This is a genomic window from Beijerinckiaceae bacterium (genome assembly GCA_004564215.1).
GTDB lineage: Bacteria > Pseudomonadota > Alphaproteobacteria > Rhizobiales > Beijerinckiaceae > Methylocapsa.
Genome location: CP024846.1, coordinates 25915 through 46393 on the forward strand (window position 1 = coordinate 25915; position 20479 = coordinate 46393).

The 20479-nt window shown below is 59.5% G+C and carries 12 protein-coding genes; 6 read left to right on the top strand and 6 right to left on the bottom strand.

Features of this window, described 5'->3' with window-relative positions:
• Positions 1 to 33 precede the first annotated feature (33 nt).
• From CU048_00115 to smc, 3 genes are all read right to left on the bottom strand, one after another.
• On the bottom strand, positions 34 to 774 hold the full coding sequence (locus CU048_00115; GenBank protein ID QBR69946.1) for a F0F1 ATP synthase subunit A: 741 nt from the start codon (positions 772 to 774) through the stop codon (positions 34 to 36).
• A 113-nt stretch (positions 775 to 887) separates the two neighbouring features.
• A complete protein-coding gene (locus CU048_00120) occupies positions 888 to 1082 on the bottom strand; it encodes a hypothetical protein (GenBank protein QBR72528.1) in 195 nt (64 codons plus the stop codon).
• 499 nt (positions 1083 to 1581) lie between these two features.
• The gene (gene smc, locus CU048_00125; GenBank protein QBR69947.1) at positions 1582 to 5034 is read right to left on the bottom strand and encodes a chromosome segregation protein SMC; all 3453 of its coding nucleotides are present in this window, start codon (positions 5032 to 5034) and stop codon (positions 1582 to 1584) included.
• A gap of 340 nt (positions 5035 to 5374) precedes the next feature.
• On the opposite strand from smc, the gene CU048_00130 reads away from it, so the two are divergent.
• Positions 5375 to 6745: an amino acid transporter gene (locus tag CU048_00130; GenBank protein ID QBR69948.1), complete on the top strand. Its 1371-nt coding sequence runs from the start codon at positions 5375 to 5377 to the stop codon at positions 6743 to 6745.
• Between the two features lie 36 nt (positions 6746 to 6781).
• Here the strand turns inward: CU048_00130 and CU048_00135 are convergent, their stop codons facing one another.
• Positions 6782 to 7540 (bottom strand): hypothetical protein, encoded by a 759-nt coding sequence (locus CU048_00135; GenBank protein QBR69949.1) that lies wholly within the window; start codon positions 7538 to 7540, stop codon positions 6782 to 6784.
• 53 nt (positions 7541 to 7593) lie between these two features.
• Positions 7594 to 9432: an ABC transporter substrate-binding protein gene (locus CU048_00140; protein QBR69950.1), complete on the bottom strand. Its 1839-nt coding sequence runs from the start codon at positions 9430 to 9432 to the stop codon at positions 7594 to 7596.
• Positions 9433 to 10441: 1009 nt separating this feature from the next.
• On the opposite strand from CU048_00140, the gene CU048_00145 reads away from it, so the two are divergent.
• The 5 genes from CU048_00145 to CU048_00165 all read left to right on the top strand — a co-directional run bounded on the left by CU048_00145 (position 10442) and on the right by CU048_00165 (position 15700).
• The gene (locus CU048_00145; GenBank protein ID QBR69951.1) at positions 10442 to 11236 is read left to right on the top strand and encodes an invasion-associated locus B family protein; all 795 of its coding nucleotides are present in this window, start codon (positions 10442 to 10444) and stop codon (positions 11234 to 11236) included.
• A gap of 328 nt (positions 11237 to 11564) precedes the next feature.
• Positions 11565 to 12776, top strand: coding sequence for an acetylornithine transaminase (locus tag CU048_00150; protein QBR69952.1), 1212 nt, complete (start codon positions 11565 to 11567; stop codon positions 12774 to 12776).
• Positions 12773 to 13729: an ornithine carbamoyltransferase gene (argF, locus tag CU048_00155; protein ID QBR69953.1), complete on the top strand. Its 957-nt coding sequence runs from the start codon at positions 12773 to 12775 to the stop codon at positions 13727 to 13729. The genes CU048_00150 and argF overlap by 4 nt, the downstream gene beginning before the upstream one ends.
• The gene (locus CU048_00160; GenBank protein ID QBR69954.1) at positions 13726 to 14703 is read left to right on the top strand and encodes an Hsp33 family molecular chaperone; all 978 of its coding nucleotides are present in this window, start codon (positions 13726 to 13728) and stop codon (positions 14701 to 14703) included. The genes argF and CU048_00160 overlap by 4 nt, the downstream gene beginning before the upstream one ends.
• A gap of 172 nt (positions 14704 to 14875) precedes the next feature.
• The gene (locus CU048_00165; protein QBR69955.1) at positions 14876 to 15700 is read left to right on the top strand and encodes a porin family protein; all 825 of its coding nucleotides are present in this window, start codon (positions 14876 to 14878) and stop codon (positions 15698 to 15700) included.
• 114 nt (positions 15701 to 15814) lie between these two features.
• Here CU048_00165 and CU048_00170 read toward each other — a convergent pair whose 3' ends face one another.
• Complete coding sequence (locus tag CU048_00170) at positions 15815 to 20476, bottom strand: DUF3320 domain-containing protein (GenBank protein ID QBR69956.1); 4662 nt, start codon at positions 20474 to 20476, stop codon at positions 15815 to 15817.
• Positions 20477 to 20479 lie beyond the last annotated feature (3 nt).

The window sequence follows — 20479 nt, forward strand, 5'->3', positions numbered from 1 at the left end:
AGGTGGGCGACCGATCTGTTGTTAAATATTTATTCAGTGGCCCGGATGAACTGCGTCGTTCAGATAGACGCAAGTTAGGATGGCGAACACATAAGCCTGCAGGACCGCGACCAGCAATTCGAAAGCGGTCAGGACCACCGCCGCGGCAAGCGGCAACGGTGCGAGCACGGCAAAGGCGCCGGCGCCAAGCAGGCTGACAACGAACCCGCCCATGACCTTGAGCGTGATGTGGCCGGCCAGCATATTGGCGAAGAGACGAACCGAGAGGCTGATCGGGCGGGAGAGGAACGAAATGATTTCGATCGGCACCAGAAAGGGGAGCAGCGCGATCGGAACGCCCGACGGTACAAAAAGCCTCAGGAAATGGGTGCCATGGCGGATGGTGCCATAGATGATGACGATGCCGATCACGAGCGCGGCGAGCGCAAAGGTCACAGCGATCTGGCTCGTGATCGAGAAGGTGTAAGGAATGAGCCCGATCAGGTTGGAAAACAACACGAACAGAAACAGTGTGAAGACGAATGGAAAGAAGCGCATGCCATCATGACCGCCGGACATCTGCACCGTCGAGGCCACGAATTCGTAGGACATTTCGGCGAGCGACTGCATTCGGCCCGGGATCATGGAGCGCGAGCGCGTACCGAGCAGCATCAGCGCGGAAACCGCCAGGACGACGACAAGCATGAACAACGCTGCATTGGTAAAAGAGGCGTCGATACCGAAGGGATGGAGGCTTACGATCCGTTCGAGATTGAACTGGTGGATCGGGTCCATGGTGTGTTCTTCAGCCAATTTTCTGTTCCCTGCCTCAATGCGTGATAGCGATCAATAATCCCGTTGAAACCGGCTCAAAGCCCCCGCGGCGCGCTTGGCGCCGTTGGCCATTCCTAGCCGCCTTGCGAGCCCGTAGACTTGGTGGCAATCCGATACACGTTCCAAAACCCCGCTCCCGTCCCGATCAGAAGGAAGATCAGAAGAAAGGCCGGAGAGGTCCCCGCCGCTCCGTCGATCCACCAGCCGATCAGCGCCCCGACCACGACCGCCGCCACGAATTCGCTCAAGACACGAAAACCAAGGCTCATCGCGCCACCGACAGAAGCAATCGATGGACCGCCTTGCCCCGCCTCTTCCTCCCGCTGCACGTTTTGAGCCTTGCGTTGGGCGTCGAGCGCATCGGACAATTTGTCCAGTCTCGCCTTCAAAACCTCGCCTTCGCGCGCCCGCCGTGCATCTTCGCGTCGTTCTTCCTCACTCCGCGGATCTTGGGGTTCGTCCTCTTCCGGTCGATTATTTCCCCGATCCCCGTCGTGCTTCGCCACCGGTCCTGCTCCGCCGTTTGACTTTGATCCGCCTCGCAAGGCGAGCTGAGCGCACTCTATAAGACGCTCCTGCGCAAAAAGCGAGAAAGATGGCTGTTTGAAGGTGGGGCGAAACGGATTGCTTGACGCGGTAGGCGCGTCCGAGCGGGGCGCACCTTATGGGCGCTAGAAGCTTCTGTCAAGGCACAGGCTTGAACAGATAAGCCACTGAAATGTCATGATCAATTAGGTTTTCTCGAAGAGCTGGAATGGTTTGCCGCAGTCATCCGGCATCGCGGAAACGTTCGGCCTCTTCGAGATCGACGCTGACCAGCTGGCTCACCCCGCGTTCGGCCATTGTGACACCGAAAAGTCGATTCATCCGCGCCATGGTGATCGGATTATGGGTAACCGTGATGAACCGGGTTTCGGTCTTGCTGCGCATATTGTCGAGAAGATCGCAGAATCGTTCGACATTGGCGTCGTCAAGTGGCGCATCGACCTCATCGAGGACGCAAATGGGCGCCGGATTGGTGAGGAAGATCGCGAAGATCAAGGCCATCGCCGTAAGGGCCTGTTCGCCCCCGGACAGCAAGGTCATGACCTGCGGCTTTTTGCCTGGCGGCCGGGCGATAATTTCCAGTCCAGCTTCAAGCGGATCTTCCGATTCGATCAGTTGAAGCTCCGCCGAACCGCCGCCGAAGAGACTCGAAAAAAGGTCTTTGAAATGGGCATGAACGACGTCAAACGCCGCAAGGAGGCGTTCACGTCCCTCCTTGTTGAGGCTTTGAATCGCCTGGCGGAGCCGCCGGATCGCTTCGCTAAGATCGGCATGTTCGGTCTCAAGATTGGTCTTGGAGGCGAGAATCTCGTTCAGTTCTTCCTCGGCCCGCAGATTCACTCCGCCGAGCCGCTCACGGTCCTGCTTCAATCCTTCCAGCCGCCTTTCCACATCCTCAGGCCGTGGAAGTTCGGCGTCCGGCTTGACATGGGCGAGGCCGAAAAGCTCGGCCGGCGTGCAATCGAGATCGGTCGCAATCATATGCGCAATTTCGCCGCACCGCGTGCGCGCCGCCTCGAGCTTCGCTTCGCCGCGCGCCTTTTCTTCACGGGCCGCGCTCATCGCTTCAAGGGCTGCCCGAGCGGCACGATCCGCTTCGGCAAGCCGCGTCTCGGCCGCGATTCGATTGTCGGTGGATTGTTTGCGGGCATCCTCAGCGCTTTCGATTTGGCGGAGCAAGGTCTGGCGCGTCACGAGGAAATTATTCGGCGCGTCCGCGAATTTTTGCAGTTCCTGGGCTGCCTCTTCGATGCGCGTTTCGAGCGTGGTGATCTGTCCGCCCGCGCGTTCGCTTCTGACCTGCCAGGATTGCCGCTCAGCCTCGATCGCCTGCAGCCGCTTGGCCCGCAATTCGGCCTCGCGCACATGGGTTTGCAGTTCGGCGCTGGCCTCGGCCACTATGGCGCGCTTTTGCGCCGTGTCCGCGCGCGCCGTTTCGAGCCGGGCAGTGAGTTCTGTCGAAGCGTCCAGTTCCCCAAGCGCTTTCTCGGCCAGCACTTGTTTTTCGCGGGCTTCGTCCTTTGAGGCAGCAAGGCGAAGAAGCGCTTCTTCGAGGGCCGAAAGCCGCGCCGCTGTCTCGGCCTGACGTTTTTCGGCAGCGATCTTTGCTTCGCGTGCGGCTTCCACCTCGCGCAAAGCATTCTTATGCGCTTGCCTCGCTTCGCTTTCGGCGACGGCCGCCGCCGCGAGAGCGGCTTGCGCCAAATCCGCATCTGCTTTCAGGGCGGTTGCCGCGTTCCGCGCGGCTTGGGCTTCGATCGTCAAATCGCCGAGGCGATTCTTTTCGACGAGGCGCCGCGCCGCTGGGGTGGGGGCTTCAGCGGCCTGCGTAAATCCGTCCCAACGCCAAAGATCGCCTTCCTTGGAAACCAGTCGTTGGCCGGGTTTCAGAAGCGTCCGCAGAGCGGGGCCTTCAGCCCGCAGGATGACCCCGATCTGGTTGAGCCGGCGGGCAAGGGGGGCCGGCGCGTCGACCAGTTCCGAGAGCGCTTCAACCCCGGGCGGGAGGGAAGGATCATGTGACCCATCGGTTGCCGCCCAATGCGCGGGCGAGGCCGGATTGGTCGAGGCGTCGAGATCATCGCCCAGCGCCGCGCCAAGGGCGGCCTCATAGCCTTTGGCGACGCTGATTTCCTCGGTGACCGCCGGCCAGAAGCCCCCGGTTCCAGCGTTCAACAGTTTCGATAAAGTATTGATTTGGGTTTCGAGGTTTTGCGCCTTGCGCTCGGCGTCGGTGAGGGGCGCGCGCGTATTCAACTCGGCTGCTCGCGCCTCCGCATGACGGGCTTCGGCAGCAGCAAGTTCATCTTCCCGCGTTTTGGCTCCCGCCAAGGCCTGTTCATGCGCCATGGCCAAAGCGGCGAGGTCGGCGCCGCCCGCCGATTGCGCAACAAGCGCGGCACGTTCGGCGCCAACTTTCTCGACTTCGGCTTCGAGCCGTGTGAGCCGTGCGCGCTCCTCACGCAGGGCGGCCTCCAGCGTGCCACGCCGCGCCTCTGCTGCGGATCGCGTATCCTGCGTCTCGGCGAGCGCTTTTTCGGAAACCGCGAGCAGCGTCTGGGCCTCTACGAGACATTCGCGCAGAGCCTCGATTTCGGCCTCGGCCGAATCGACGCTTGTCAGATCCTCCGCCTCCGAATCGAGGCGCGCGAGCACGCCTGCCGCGTCTTCAATCAGCGCCGTTTCCCGGGCGAGATCGCTTTTCATTTGCGCGAGTCTGCTTTCCAGCTCCGCGATCCGGTTTTTGGCGCGCCGTTCTTCCCCGTCCAGCGTCTCGCGGGCGAGAACCAGCCTTTGCAACGCGCTGTTCGTTTCGGCCTCGATGTCGCGCAACCCCGGCAATTCATGCGCGGCGATGGCCTGCGATTTCGCGGCTTCGACTTGCGCCTTGGCTTTTTCCGCAACATCGCGGAGATCGGCTTCGAGCCTTGCTTCGGCGGATTGAAGCGCGCTTGCCGCCTCGGTATGGCTGATCAGCGCCAGCAGCGCTTCATTTTTCCTGATGTCGCCGGCAAGGCCGCGGTAACGGGTCGCCTGCCGGGCTTGCCGTTTGAGTCCCTCGGCCTGGGTGTCGATCTGCTGCAGAATGTCGTCGAGCCGGACAAGATTGTCTTCGGCGGCCTTCAGGCGCAGCTCCGCTTCATGCCGGCGGGAATGGAGCCCGGCGATGCCGGCGGCCTCTTCGAGAATGCGGCGGCGCTCCTGCGGCTTTGCGGAAATAAGTTCGCCGATCTGGCCCTGGCGCACCATGGCCGGCGAGCGCGCACCGGTCGAGGCATCGGCGAACAGCAATTGCACATCGCGGGCGCGCACCTCGCGTCCGTTGACGCGATAGGTCGAGCCCGACTCGCGCTCGATGCGGCGGGAGACTTCAATAATCTCGCCATCGTTGAAGGCCGCCGGGGCCGTGCGCTCCTTATTGTCGAGAACGAGGCCGACCTCCGCGACATTGCGGGCCGGCCGGTCGCCGCCGCCGGAAAAAATCACATCGTCCATGCCCGACGCACGCATGTTTTTCGACGAGTTCTCGCCCATGACCCAGCGCAAAGCTTCAACCAGATTCGATTTGCCGCAGCCGTTTGGCCCGACAATGCCGGTCAAGCCCGGCTCAATATGGAACTCAGTCGGCTCGACAAAGGTCTTGAAACCCGCGATGCGAAGCTTGGTGAGTTTCATGATGCAGGGCCGCGGAACGGTTGTTGGATCATTGCCTATTCTTCAACGAAGCTTCTTAGCTTTTGGTTAACCAATCGCGCCAAGTGATGCTTTGGACCAATTGCCGCATGATTCGCAAATGCCAATTAGCGCGCGAAGGCTACGGCAAAGGCAAGGCTTTGCGTTGATTTAGCTGTGAAAAAGCACGCCATGTTTGTGTGCATTGCGTCGGGTTGTCTTTGAACCCGACCTCACGCGGCGCCCTTTCATTCGGGGACCGGTCAGCGGGTTTAAGACCCGAAATTTCCGCCGGATACCAAAAAAGCCGTGATCGTCGACTTGGAAGAGAAACTTCGGCGCGCTGCAGCGCCGAGTTTGCGCAGACTGTCGATTAAGGCCGGAAGTGAAAAACGTAAAACCCTCTATAGGCGCAATTGGGGCGCTTTCGATTGGAATTGGCGGAATCGTAGGCGGCGGCTTTTTCGCGACGTTCGGCCTCACCGTAGAAGGTGCCAAGGGCGGCACGCCGATCGCTTTCCTCTTGGGAGGGGTGATCGCCCTGTTGACGGCCCATTCCTACATCGGTCTGACCCTCCGTTATCCTGGACCAGGTGGAACGGTGGCGTTTATTCGGATTGCATTCGGGCAAGGCCTATTGGCCGCCAGCGTCAATATACTCCTAATCCTCAGCTATGTCGCCATCATGGCCGTGTACGCGGCCGCGCTTGCATCCTATTCGGTGCCATATTTGCCGCCGGATAGCCGTGCGTTTGCGGCGCAAATGATCGCATCGTTTGCCGTTCTCCTATTCGGGCTTGTCAACTTCGCGGGCGCCACGCTGATGCGACGGTTGGAGACGTTTTTCAACGTCGGGAAACTCGGCGTTCTCGGACTATTCGTCGTCGCGGGATTGCTTGTGGGGCATCTCGAATGGAGCCGACTCGGACCCGCGGAGTGGGCACCGGCTTCGACGATCGTGGCCAGCGGTATGCTGGGGTTCCTCGCCTTTGAAGGTTTCGAACTGATTGCCAATGCATCCGACAATGTCATCAATCCGAAGCGAACGCTGCCCATTGCCTTTTTGGGAAGTGTAATTGTGACGATCGTGATCTATGTGCTGGCATTCTTTGTCGCCATTGGTCATCTCCCGTTCACCGCGATCGTGGAGGCCAAAAGCTTCGCTGTCTCAGCCGCCGCAAACAACTTCCTCGGACCGATCGGCTTTTCGATTATGGCAGCCGGTGCAGTCCTTGCGTCGGCCTCTGCCATCAATGCCGATTATTTCGGGGCTTCGAAGCTGCCGGTCGACTTGTCGGCGTATGATGAATTGCCTTCGGCGTTTCACCGCAGCCTGCATGGCAAAGCGGTCTTGAGCCTCCTGGTCATCGGTATCCTCGCCATTCTGGCTGTCAATGTCCTCAACCTTCACGCACTTTCTGCTGCCACAAGCGGTGGGTTCCTGATCGTTTACGCGGCGGTCAACGTTGCGGCCGTCAAGCTTGCTCCGCATACAGGCTGCAGCCGCCTCGTCCCCCTCGTTGCCGCGCTTCTCTGTTTAACTGCGCTGGCAATCATGGTGCTGGAGTTTTTAAGCAACCCGGCGACGGTCACCTCGGGCATTGCGGTCGGCGGCATCATCATCGTCGCCGCTTTGATCGAAGTATTTTATCGGGCCATCGAGGCGCGGACACAGGCGAAATACAAAATCTATCCTTTGAGCTTGACCGAGTAGGACCACTCCCTTCCGGTTTCATCGGAAGTCAGTGTCCTACGTCGCGCTCCCCGCCGGTTGCGAAAAAGCCCGCGCGACTTCCACAAATTCGCTCGGCATCATGATAATTGTCATGGTGTTTTGCTCGGCGCCAACTTCCGTGATCATTTGCATGCGCCGCAATTCGAGCGCGGCCGGACTATGCATGATCGTTTCCGCCGCCTCGCGCAGAAGCGTCGCGGCGTCGACCTCGGCTTCCGCCTTGATTCTGCGGGCGCGTTTTTCGCGCAGCGCTTCGGCCTCCTGAGCGATAGCGCGTTGCATGGATTCAGGGATTTCGACGTTTTTCATTTGCACGCGCTCGACCTTCACACCCCAAGGTTCGGTCACCTGATCGATCGAAATTTGCAGTGCCCTGGTTATGGTTTCCTGTTCCTTGAGGACTTCGTCGAGCGAGTGCTGACCGATCACATTGCGCAGCGATGTGATCGCCACCTGGATGACAGAATTGCCGACATCAACGACCTCGATCACCGAACGTTTGGGATCGACGGTTCTGCGCCAGATCACCGCGTTGATCTTGATCGGCACATTGTCCCGCGTGATCGCCTCCTGCTGCTCGACCGACGTCGTCATGGTGCGCATGTCGATCTTCCATTGCCACTCGATGCCGGGGATCAGCAGATAAAGACCGGGGCCGGAAGTGCGCGCATATTTGCCGAGCCGGAAAACCACCGCCCTTTCATATTGATTGGCGACCCGCACGCCGGTGAGCAGAAACAGGAGCAAAAGGATCCCAGCGAAAAAGCCGATCATCGTGCGGTGCTCCTATGCTTGCGTGGCGCCAGCTGGCGATGCGCCATGATGGTTCAGGGCTGTTTTCTCCACCAGGTGTCGAGCGTTGCGCCACCTGACGCGGGGCCATGTTTGGGCGAGCGTTGCGGCCGCGCGAGTTTTGCGGAGGCTGCAATCCATTGATCCGGCGAATGGAATAAGGGCACGATATAAAATCCGGAAAGCAGCACGCGATCGTAGGCACGGACGGCGGCGACAAATTCCTCATGCGTCTTGGCGGCGAGCATAGCACTGATCAGCGCATCGACGGCGGGCGACTTAACCCCTGCGAGGTTGAACGAAGCTTCCTGATTGGCACTTGCCGAGCCCCAGCGCGAACGCTGCTCATTGCCGGGCGAGGCGGAGGCGAGCCAGCTTCCGATCATCATGTCGAAATCAAATTTCTGTCGCCGCCGTTGATATTGGACTTCGTCGACGGCGCGGACTTTCGCCAGAACGCCGATTCGCGCCAGCGAGTCCGCGTAGTTGAGGGCGAGGCGCTCCTGATATCTGTCCTTCACCATGATCTCGAAAGACAAGGGCTCGCCGCCTTTGCTCAGACGGCCATTTTCGATTTCGTAGCCGGCCTCCTTCAAAAGCGCGAGCGCTTGCTTGGGCTGGGTCCTGTCGCCGCCCGAACCATCGGTCGAGGGCGGCCGCCAGCTGCCGTCCAGAATATCCTTGCGCACCGCGCCGGGAAAAGGCGCAAGCAAGGCAAGTTCGGCGGCGCTCGCTGCTCGTCCGGTCGAAGCGAGTTCGGACTCGGCGAAGAAGCTCTGCGTTCTCTTGTAGAGCCCATTATAAAGATTGGTGTTGATCCATTCGAAATCGAACACCAGTCCCAGCGCCTCGCGAACCCTGCTGTCGGCAAACAGCGGCCGGCGCAGATTGAAGACAAAGCCTTCTATTCCCTTGGGTCCGCCGGAAGGCAAGGCTTCGCGGATGACCCGGCGATCGCGGATGGCCGGAAAATTATAGGCATTGGCCCAGCGCGCGGGGTTGGTCTCCTCGCGAAAATCGAGCAGCCCGGCGGCGAAGGCTTCAAACAAACTGTTGGCGTCACGGAAATATTCGATATCGATCTCATCGAAGTTGAACAGGCCGCGCCGGACCGGGAGGTCTTTGCCCCAGTAGTTCGGATCTCGGCGCAAAAAGATATGTTCGCCCGGCTTAACGTCGGTGATCACATAAGGACCGGAACCGGTCGGAATCGCCAGACTCGCGTCGTCGAATTTTGCAAGATCGATCTTATGGCGCGGCAGCACCGGCATCAGCGCGAGTGTCAGCGGCATTTCCCGATCGCCAATGCCGGTCAGATCGAAGCGGATGGTCCGTTCGTCTGGAGTGTCGATCGATTTGACGAGCGCATAAGCCGCGCGCTGCTGCGGCCGGCCTCTGGACTTCAAAAGTTCGAAGGTAAAACGGACATCGGCCGAGGTGATCGGCTCGCCGTCCGAAAAATGGGCGCCGGGATCAAGCCGGAAGATCACCACGCTGCGATTGTGGTCTGTCTCGATGGTCTTCGCAATCAAGCCGTAAAGCGTAAAAGGCTCGTCGAGCGAGCGCGTCATCAGGGTTTCGAACACATTGCCGTTCAGGCCTTGTGCCGTTGATCCGGCTTTCAAGTTGAAGGGGTTGAGACTGTCGAAAGTGCCAAGAAAACCGATCGAAAATCGACCACCCTTTGCGGCGGCTGGATCGGCATAGGGCAGATGATCGAAAGGCGCCGCGAGGGCGGGTTCGCCGTGCATGGCGATCGCCGGCGCCGAGACCGGCGCCGCAGCGTCGGCGAGCGTTGGGCAGCATGCGGTTCGCAAGCCGAAAGCGATAAGGGCAAGGGCCACCGCCGAACGACGAAGCAAATAATCTATCATCGCTACCATGAGACCTTTGATCGGCTACTCTGGGAAAAACGCCTAAGCTTTTCCTTATTTGCTTCAGGAAGCCTGGAAATATGAAGCTTTTGGAGGAATAGGGACAAATACTTAATACCTCACACGGGGAGGCGGCTCTGTTTCTGCCGCGGCGCAACATTGTTTACGCCTGTTTTCGCGGTCCCCTGTCTTGACTTTTGTGACGAAAAGCTCGACGTAACGAACGCGACCGCGAAAAAGCGGCGCCAAAATTAGGTACCTACCGGGAGAGGACCATGAACGATCACGCTGTCGCCACCGTCAACGGCATTCTCATTGCCACTGTCATTATCATGGTTATACTTGCCAAGATTTGGGCGTAACGAACCCTGCGCGCGGCTGCGATAAACGTGGCCGCGCCAATTCGCCTGCGCTATTTATGGCAGGATCCGGCTGGTCAAGCGTTGCACTTGTGCGTGATGAGCGGAGGAGCATGAACCTCGAATTGGGTTTATTGTCGCCGCGCACTGCACCTTGACCGCCGTTTCATTTTCAAGACCAGCGCGAGAAACCTCTCTGCGCAAAATCAGCACCCCTAGACCTCAGGCACTGGCGTGTGTATGGGATCGGCTGGTCCGCTCGAGGGTGGGCGAACACAGCGCGGGGTCGGATTAACAGAAACATTCGATATCATTCCGGTCGAGGCTGCTGCGGTAAAGGGTCTTTTTCTGACACTTGCAGCGGGGAACAATCCATTGTAGCCACGCTTTGCAGTTCAAAAGCTGAGGCTGCGTCACATGTGAACCGGGGTCTTCCTCACACAAAACCGATGCTGCCAGGGGTTAAAATGTGCGAGCCATCGCTTGGTGCGTATCAAACATAATTTGCAGCCCCAGCGAAGCGCGCGTGGCTTCGCGTGACAGGGCCAGCAATATTTGCCCCGGGCGCTGCCGTCGCCGCATCATGGACCGTCGCCGGGTGGTCGGCGCGACGGCGGTCTCGAAAGTCCGATCACTGGAAAGGAATTTGGATGCCCTTCTCGTTGAAATGCTTCGTCGCGGCCGGCTTGGCTGGCTTCGCCTTGATGGCGGGCACCGATGCTTTCGCACAGGCAAAGAAACCCGCCCAACCGGGCCAGGCGGCGCCGGCACCGGCCCAACCTGCTGCTCCCGCGCCCGCGCAAGGTGAGGCCGCACCGGCGCAACAGCAGCCGCAGCAGCAAGCCCCGCAAGGTCCGATCAAGGTCGATCTGGTTCCGACCCAAAATGATTGGACCAAGGTTTGCGGCAAGGATCCGAACGCGAACAAGGAAATTTGTTATACAACGCGCGATTTCAGTTCGCAGGCTGGGCAGCCGCCGGTCCTGGCATTGGCGGTCTATGACATCAAAGGTGACGACACGCGGGTCATCCGTCTGTTGGTTCCAGTCGGTCTGATGTTGCGTCCGGGCTTCCGTTTCGCCATCGATAAGGGTCCCTTGGCGGAAGGTGCCTTTGAAATCTGCTTCCCGAACGGATGTTTTGCCGAAGCCAAGGTCAAAGGCCCGACCATCGACCAGCTCAAGAAGGGCTCCGTCCTCAGCGTCGCGGTCAAGAATCAGGTCAACAACGAGATTACATTTGCGATTCCGGTCGCGGGCTTCGGTCGTGCGTTCGACGGTCCCCCGATTGATCCAAAGGTGCTCGAAGAGCAGCAGAAGAAACTGCAGGAGGAACTGCAGAAACGGGCCGAAGACGAGCGCAAGCGCCTCGAAGCGGCGAAACCCGCCGATGGCGGAGCTGCCGCACCAGCGGCGCCGGCCGCGCCAGCACCCGCGGGCAAATAGCAGCCTGCTGAAGGTTGAGCCGCCCACGCGCGGCGGCTCAGTCGAACCCTTGAGCTAAGCTGGTATTCCGGAAATTCAAATTGCTTGAGCGTTGGGGTTTGCGCCGCGATTGACCCCCAAGCGGGACAATGCTTAAATTGAAGCAGAGCTGCCGCCCCCTTGGGCGGCACTTTAATTTTAATGGTTCGCCAGCGGACTCCTCGAAGCTGGGCTTCCCGAGCATCTTCCGCGTCGATGAACCTTCGGTTCGTCATTCGAAAATGCGACAATAAGAATCGGTAGGCTTTCACGAGAATTGGAAAATGGCCAACCGCCTGGAGTAAAAAGAGTGACGTCGTCGCTGCTTCCGACCTATGCCCGCTACAAGCTTGCGTTTGAACGTGGCGACGGAGCTTGGCTGACCTCAACAACCGGCGAGCGATTTCTCGATTTTGGCGGTGGCATCGCGGTGGCTTCGCTCGGCTACAGCCACCCCCATCTCATTGCGGCCCTGAATGAACAGGGCGCAAAACTCTGGCACACGTCCAATCTGTTCGAAATCCCGCAAGCCGAGCGCCTAGCCACGCGGCTCGTCGCGGTGAGCTTCGCGGATTACGTTTTCTTTACAAATTCGGGAGCCGAAGCGGTCGAGGGTGCCATCAAGACCGCACGCAAGTATCATGCGGTCAACGGACATCCGGAAAAATTCCATATCATCACATTTGCCGGCGCCTTCCACGGCCGGACGCTTGCGACCATTGCGGCTGCCGGCAATCCAAAATATTTGGAGGGTTTCGGCCCAAAGATGGAAGGTTTCGAGACGGTTCCCTTTGGTGATATCGCGGCCGTCAAGGCAGCTATTGGTCCGCAAACCGGCGCGATTCTGATCGAACCGATCCAGGGCGAGGGCGGAATCCGAATGGCGGAGCCGCCGTTCCTGCGTGCACTGCGCGATCTATGCGACCGGCACGGCCTGCTGTTGATGTTTGATGAAGTGCAAACAGGCGTGGGCCGCACTGGCAAGTTGTTTGCTTACGAACTTTGCGACGTCAAGCCTGACATCATGGCGATTGCCAAGGGACTCGGCGGCGGATTTCCGCTTGGCGCTTTTCTGTCCACGCGGGAAGCCGCCAAGGGCATGACAATTGGCACACATGGCACGACATTTGGCGGCAATCCGCTGGCGACGAGCATCGGAAATGCCGTCCTCGACATCGTGCTGGAGCCGGGCTTTATCGACCATGTCGCTGCGATGGGCTTGAAACTGAAGCAACGCCTCGCCGAGTTGAAGGATCGGCACAGCGCCGTGATTGCCGAGATTCGCGGCGTCGGGCTCATGCAAGGCATTGCGTTGCGGGTCCCGGTCAATGATTTCGCGGCGGCCGGGCGCGCTGAAGGGATTCTGGTCATCCCCGCTGCCGAAAATGTTGCGCGTCTTCTCCCGCCACTGATCATTGGCGAGACCGAGATCGAAGAGGCTTTCACCAGATTCGACGCGGCCTGTCGCCGAATCGGGCAGAACAAGCCCCAAGCCGCGATGCTCAGCGAGACCAAAGTATGAGCGCGCTCATAAGCCAAGGCTCTTTGGCGCGGGCACGGCATTTTCTCGACCTTTCGGAAGTGCCGGCGGGTGAGCTTCGCCTCATATTGGACGTCGCCTCTCGTATCAAGGCGACCCGGCGCAAGGGGCAAAGTCCTGTTGACCGGCCGTTGGCCGGGAAGGTCCTGGCAATGATCTTCGACAAACCCTCGACACGCACCAGGGTCTCGTTTGATCTTGCGATGCGCGAACTTGGTGGCGAAACCATCATGCTGACCGGTCAGGAAATGCAGCTCGGCAGGGGGGAGACCATTGCAGATACGGCACGGGTCCTGTCTCGCTTCGTCGATGCCATTGTGATTCGCATTCTCGACCATTCCGCCATGAACGAACTCGCCCGCTACTCGGACGTGCCGGTCATAAACGGCCTGACCAAACGTTCGCACCCCTGTCAGGTGATGGCGGATATTCTTACATTCGAAGAAAAGAAGGGTCCAATCAAAGGCCGCAAGATTGCCTGGAGCGGCGACGCTAATAATGTGCTCGCGAGCTGGGTCCATGCCGCGCAGCGGTTTGAGTTTACCCTGCATGTTGCCTCGCCGGCCGGGCTCGATCTACAAGGCGAAATCCTCGATTGGGCGCGCGGGTCGCACGCAGCCGTGAAACTCACGCATGACCCCTTCGAGGCGGTGCGGGATGCCGATGCGGTGATCTCCGATTGCTGGGTTTCTATGGGCGACGAGGACGAAGCTTTTCGGCAAAAGCTTCTGGCTCCCTTTCAGGTCAATGCCAAATTGCTGGCTGCGGCTGGCCGGGACGCAATCTTCATGCATTGCCTGCCGGCGCATCGCGGTGAAGAGGTCACCGACGAGGTGATCGACGGTCCGCAATCCGTTGTGTTCGACGAAGCTGAGAATCGGCTACACGCGCAGAAGGGAATCCTCGCTTGGTGCCTTGGAGCCGCCAAGCCATGATTGGCCGAGGGCCTTCTGATTCGATTGCGCGTCTCGTTTCGGATGAAGGCCGCGACGATTTGGTGCTGCCTTTCGCGGTCGAATCGTTCGACGTGCGGGGCCGCGTGGTGCGCCTCGGCGCTTCAATCGACCATATCCTGGCCAAGCACGATTACCCCAAGCCGGTCGCACGGCTCCTTGGCGAAGCCGTTGTATTGACGGTGCTGCTGGCCTCCTCGCTCAAAATCGAAGGCCGGTTTCAGCTGCAAACCCGGAGTGACGGCGCGATCGAAATGCTGATCGTGGATTTCGACACGCCTGGCCGGTTGCGCGCCTTGGCGCGTTTCGATGCGCAAAAGCTCGATGCTGCGGTTAGAGCCGGCGAGCTGATCGGGAAAGGCCACCTCGCCTTGACTATAGATCAAGGCAATGAGACCTCGCGCTACCAAGGAATCGTCGCGCTGCAAGGGCAGGGGCTGGAGGAAGCAGCGCATCAATATTTCAGCCAATCCGAGCAAATTCCGACGCGTGTCCGTCTTGCCGTTGCCGAGAGCGTGACGGGGTCCGGCACGAGCTGGCGCGCTGGGGGCCTACTGGCGCAATTTCTACCGCGCTCGGCAGAAAGACGCGTGCGTGCCGATCTCGATCCTGGCGATGCGCCGGCTGGGCTTCGGTTTGCAATGCCCCCGGAAGACGATGCCTGGATGGAGGCCAAGGCGCTGGCCACGACGGTTGAGGATCATGAACTCGTCGATCCGGGCTTGTCGAGCGAGCGGTTGCTCTATCGATTGTTTCACCAACCCGGCGTCAAGGTGTTCGAGCCGCAAAGCGTACAGGATGGCTGCCGGTGCTCGGAGGACCGAATCCGGGCGATGCTGCGTGGCTTCACGCAGGGCGAGCGCCGCGACATGACCGGCGACGACGGGATGATCGGCGTGACCTGTGAATTTTGCTCGACGTATCGGGCGTTCGATCCGCAAGATTTTGACGCTTGATCCACTTGGGAGAGCCTGTCCCCTGTAGGTTTGCGCATCACGTTGCCTCTTTTTTTTGCGTTGCGCATCTGCCACGGCGATCCGGATACTTCACTGAAACTTACTAATTTTGTTGTGGGTTTGTTGCGACGGCGTAACCTGATCGAAATTCAGTTTCGTCAGGAGAAGGCCAATGTGGCGTCCATTCCTTTTGGTATCAGCCAGCGTCGCGGTGCTTGCCGGAACCGCCCTCGCCGCCGATCTTCCGGTCGCGCCGCCGCCACCCCCGCCGGTCTTTACTTGGACTGGCCTTTATGTCGGCGGATACGGTGGTGGCGAGATCACCCATTCGTCTTACAACACCGTCGTTGGGCCGCCACTTGCGGGGCCTTCGCACTTTACGGCTGCGGACGCAGCGGTGGTGAGCGTCGCGGGCAGCCAAACGCAAAACAAAGGCGGCTTCACCGCCGGCGGCCAGCTCGGATATAATTGGCAAATTGGAATGGTGGTGCTCGGCTTCGAAACCGATATCGGCGGCGTCACCGGCTCAACGCGACGCTTCAGCACCGGGGCCGTCTTTGGCGGCGTTCCCTTCGGAATGACCCAGAGCGTGGCGAATGGCCTGTTCGGAACCGTACGGGGGCGGGCCGGCATTGCCTTGGATCGCCTCCTCGTCTACGCGACAGGCGGTCTTGCCTATACAAGCGGAAAATATTTGCTCGACTATTCCGATGGCGTCTCGCCCGCATTCGGTACCGCGTCGGCCGGCAACAAGGTTGGCTATGTTGTCGGCGGCGGCGTCGAATATGCGCTCAACAATAATTGGAGCGTAAAAGGCGAGTTCCTCTACTCGCAGTTCTCCAGGGTTTCGGCGACCGGGCAGATCATCAATCTCGCCGCCCCCGCCTTTACCAACACGCTCGCAACTTCGGCGCGGGTGCAGAACTACACCGGTCGTGTCGGCCTGAACTACCGATTCAACTGGTTCGCTCCGCCTCCGGTGGTCGCGAAATATTGATGGGTTGCGTCTGGCATACTCTCCTGCCAGTTAAACTTAAACTCGGCCCTCCGGCCGGGTTTTTTTTGTCCGGGAAACCCCATGGCTTCTCGGCCCGCTCATTTGCTCAAGCGTTCACATGGCCAGCGTAAGCACGCGTTCCCGAAATCCGACTTTAGCCTTGCTTAGACCGAAGAGCTGTGCCACCGCCTCGATCAGGTCGCCTGCGCTCAAGCGGTCGTTTTGGCGCCTTGCAATAGCTATCGCCGATTTGATCTCGCACATCGCGATCATTTCGGGCCTTTGCAGTCTCGGTGGTGCCTTGGATCGATCGCGTACGACGGGCGCATTGGCCTGTGCAGGCGTGAACCAAAACCCCGCTTCACTGCGCAGGCACGGCGCATAATCCAGGGCCCGCTTGACGGCTTCGGCAATGCGCGCGCTGGTCCGGCGCTTACCGAACAGCGAAGCGGCCCGCCGGGCAATCTCGTCGCCATGAATAGGGCCTTCCTGTTCGACAATCGATTGAACGATGGCGGCGAGCGTCGCGGCGGCGATTTCATGGAGGTCGAGGCCAACTGGAACCTCGCATTTTGCCAGGGCATAGGCAGTTGGGTGCAAGTCATCTACGGAGGCCGGCTTCGACTCGCTGCCGGGCGCGGAGGGTTGCTGCGCCAATGCCAAATTCCAGGCTTCGAGTTCACGTGCTTCTTCGAGTACCAGCTTCAGCTTCGTTAGTTGTTCGGCGCGCCTATAGAACCAATCCGTGCTCCAGATGCGATAAAACCGCCAGCCGAGTCCTTCGAGAACTTGCTGGCGCAGCCGGTCGCGTTCCCGCGCCCAGAGGGCCGAATGATACGTTGCCCCGTCGCACTCGACCGCGAGCATATAGCGGCCGGATCCGGCGGGATCGCGCACCGCAAGGTCGATCCTAAACCCCGCCGAACCAATTTGAGGGTCGACCGTGTAGCCGAGGCTTTCGATGGCTGCGGCGACGTCGGCCTCGAAGACGGAATCAAAATCCGCGCCGGTCGGGCGGCTTTCGTCAAGCACACCGCTTTCTGCGAATTGTAGAAAACGCTTGAGCACACGTGGCCCTTCGCCGGTCACCCGTTCCAGATTGATTTCGCCGGGTCTGAACGAAAGGAAGACTTCGCAACGGACGCGAGCTCGCGTGAAGAGGACGTTCAAGCGCCGCTCGCCGCCTTCCGCGGAGATCGGTCCGAACGCCATGCTGTCGAGAGGTTGACTGGCGTGGCGAGGACCGTAGCCGATCGAGATCAGGATCACATCCCGCTCGTCGCCCTGCACATTTTCTAAATTTTTGACGAAAACATCTTCAGGACCGCGATCGTCGAGGTAGCGGTCGAGCACCGGATTGACCCGCCGCCTTGCCTCCAGAATGTCGCCGATGAGGTCGCGCTGAACCGTCGAAAAAGTGACGATCCCAAGCGATAGCTGTGCACATCTGCCCGCGTGGTCTTCCACGGCGTCGACGATCGCTTCGGCTTCGATTGTGTTGGTACGCCGTCCGCCGCGATCATAAGCGCCCTGCACGCGTCGAAGGTTAAGGCCGATTCCGTCGCGTTTCGTCACTGGCGCTGGCGGCATTATGAGGTGACGATAGAATTCGGCGTTGGAAACTTCGATCAAAGAGGGATGCCGAGACCGGTAGTGCCATCGGAGCATCCGGCTTTCGAGACCTCGGGCCTCACACAAGGAAAGAATGCTTTCCAGATCGGTGATGGGAGCAACTTGCTGAGGCCGTCTCTCCACCACATCGCTGTCTGCCAGTTCGTTTTCATCGACGATCATGCGATCGAAAAAGCTTGTGGGCGGCAATTGTTTCTTATCGCCCACGACAACAATCTGCTTGCACCGCGCAACAAGTCCCAAGGCGTCCTCCGGACGGACCTGACTTGCTTCATCGATAATCAGGATGTCGAACTCGACAGATCCCGGCGGCAAGAATTGCGCGGCTGAAATCGGGCTCATCAGAAAGACCGGCTTGATCTTCTGGATGGTGGGGCCGGCCAGGTTCATCAGCTTGCGGAGAGGTATATGCGCGCGTTTGCGGGCAATCTCGCTGCGGATCACGCCCATCCCACCCTGCGCGCCATGTGGAATTGCAGCTTGATGGCGCGCGCGGACGCTTTGGACGGCAGCCTCGCGCGAGGTTTCCTCAAGCTCGACGAATTGCGCAATCAGCGTGTTCTGAATATTTCCGTCGAAGTGTGCGAGGTCCGGATCGGCTACGATCGCCCGTTTCCAGCAGGCCTCGGCGAAGGCGGTTTCCAATTCGAATTGGACATGACCGGGGTCGAGCCGCCCCGCGGCCAATGCATCTGAGATTCGGGCAGGTCCAACCGCGCGGGCTTCATTGTCGGCCTTGGCGAGTCTCGCCCATTCCTCGAAGCGGGCGGAATTTGCCGCCCATTTCGCGGCCCGCTCGCTAAGATGGTTCAGATCTATGCTCTTCAGCGTGTCTGTCTGAAAAACTGCGGCGATGTCGATTTCGAGAAATGACACGACCTGCACAAAGGCGTCGAGAACGTCGTTGAGTGCGAGTTCGAGATGATCTCTGTGCACCCTGGCAGCACCGTCGCGGGCAAAACCAATGACGCGTTCGAGGTTGAGATGCGGATCGAAGGCGGACAATTCCTGAATAAGGGTTGCAACCGTGTGGATCCGAAGGAAGGGGTCTTTTTGACCGTGCGAGGGGTCGCCGAGCAGGCTTGCCAAACATTTTGCCTCGGCGGCCAGTTTTGACCGCAGCCTTTGGCTAACGATCAGCGCGTCGACAAGCTCGAGACGGTCCACAGCCTGCTTCGGTAAAGGCACCGAGAGGAGGGTTGCGAGCGACCGACTGGCCTCCCGATAATCTTTACCGAACCGGGCAAGCCAGAACGCCGCGCCTTTGGCCAAGGGTGCCCGAAGCCCGCTGACCGGGGCAGACCAAGCTGCCGGATGGAATTTGCCAAGATAGGGGGCTTGCTGTTGCCGCCAAAGCGTTCCCAGGGCCGCTGCTTCGGCCACCCGTCGGGGCGAATAGGAATTGGCGATGGTCGTGGCGATGGTTTCGCTTGCGAGCGGCATATTGGAGAGGGCGTGAAAGATCGCGCTTAGCGTCTTGACGCCCGCCACGGTCGAATCTCGGGCGTAGCCAAAATAATTTGTAAGCATACTGGCATAGGCAGCGAGCGCCGCCGCCTTGTCGGCCAAAGTTTGGATCTGGCGAATTTCGCGCTGGAAGTCTGCGGGTTGCAGGTCGATTCGCCTGACGCCAAAATAGACGTGGCTATTGAGGGGGCCCGCGTTCTCGGTGAGATCGGCAAGCCGGCCCATAGACAGAGATTTCTTCGCGAAGCTTTCGCCAGTCCACAAAACTGCTTCCTCCACCAGATGCCGATCAGGCGCGAATCCAAGTCGCGCCGCCGCGATCTGAATCGAAAGCGCCCTATAGGGCGTCATGCCGGTGTCTTCGATCGGCGTATGCAGCCGGTTGGCAACGAGGTTCAGGCGGTCGCGCACGAGGGTGAGCTGTTTTGCTTCTTCATTGGCGGCCGATAGGTTTAAATTTGCGCGCAGCGTCCGGTCCAGCCGTTCGGCAACCAGGCGCTTGCTTGTGGAATGGCTGTGGAGTTCGAGGCAGATATCCTCGAGTCCCGCTTCCCGCAGCCTTTTATGGACGACATTGAGCGCGGCCATTTTCTCGGCGACAAACAAGACCGATTGTCCGGCATGCACCGAGGCCGCGATGATGTTCGTGATCGTTTGCGATTTGCCTGTGCCCGGCGGGCCTTGAACGACGAGGTTGCGGCCGGCGCGAACGGACTCGATGACCCTTGTCTGTGATGAGTCCGCATCGACAACATGAACAAGATCGAGGGGACTCAGAATTTCGTCCAGCTTGGCGGCTTCCGGGATAATCGGCGGCTCGGCCGCGAACCCGTCGCATAGGAGTCCGCGGACCAGCGGATGCGATACAAGTATATTGTTCGGCCAGTTGGCGGGTTCGAGATCGCGCACCATCAAAAGCTTCGAGAAAGAAAAAAACCCGAGCTCGATCGCATTGGGATCGACCGACCAGCGCCGCTTCACGGCAACGGCATTGGCAACCGCGTTAAAGTAGCCGGACGGCAGCCAATCCTCGGTTTCGGGAATGTCAGGCAGCATAATCCCGAAGTCGGCACGCAGGCGCTCTTGCAACGCCTGATTGGTCCCGATTTCATCGTCGCGAAGCTTCACGTCATATGTGGAGCGCTTCGTATCGCGCACGAGTGAAGCGGGAACCAATACGAGCGGAGCTTCGCGCGGGACCTCCGATTTTTCGTCTTCATACCAGCGCAGAAAGCCAAGGGCGATAAACAGGATATTGATGCCACGCTCTTCCTCCGCGGTCTTGGCGTCGCGGTAAATGCTATGAAGGCGTCGCTGCAAATGTTCGGCGGAAAGCGATGTCTGCAACCCGGTCCAACAGGCCTGCTTTGACGTGACCGGCGCCGGCGCTTTTTGTTTTCCGGGTTCGCGCTGGAGGTCGGTAAGGACTTCACTTGCAAAAAACCGGAGCGGCTTTTTTCCCTGGACCAGGCTCGTGAAAAGCTGATCGCTGCTAATGCCGTGAATTGCGAGGGCGCGGGAGCGCTTGGCGTTGCGAGGCGTGTGAATGAGACGGCTGCGATTTCCGGTTTCGATCAGCTTGGTCCGTGCATCGGCCAGCAATTTCTCAATATAAGGTTCAGAATTTCCGGGAGAAATCTGTCTCCTTGCTTTTTTAATCGGAGTGACTTCGCCCATTTA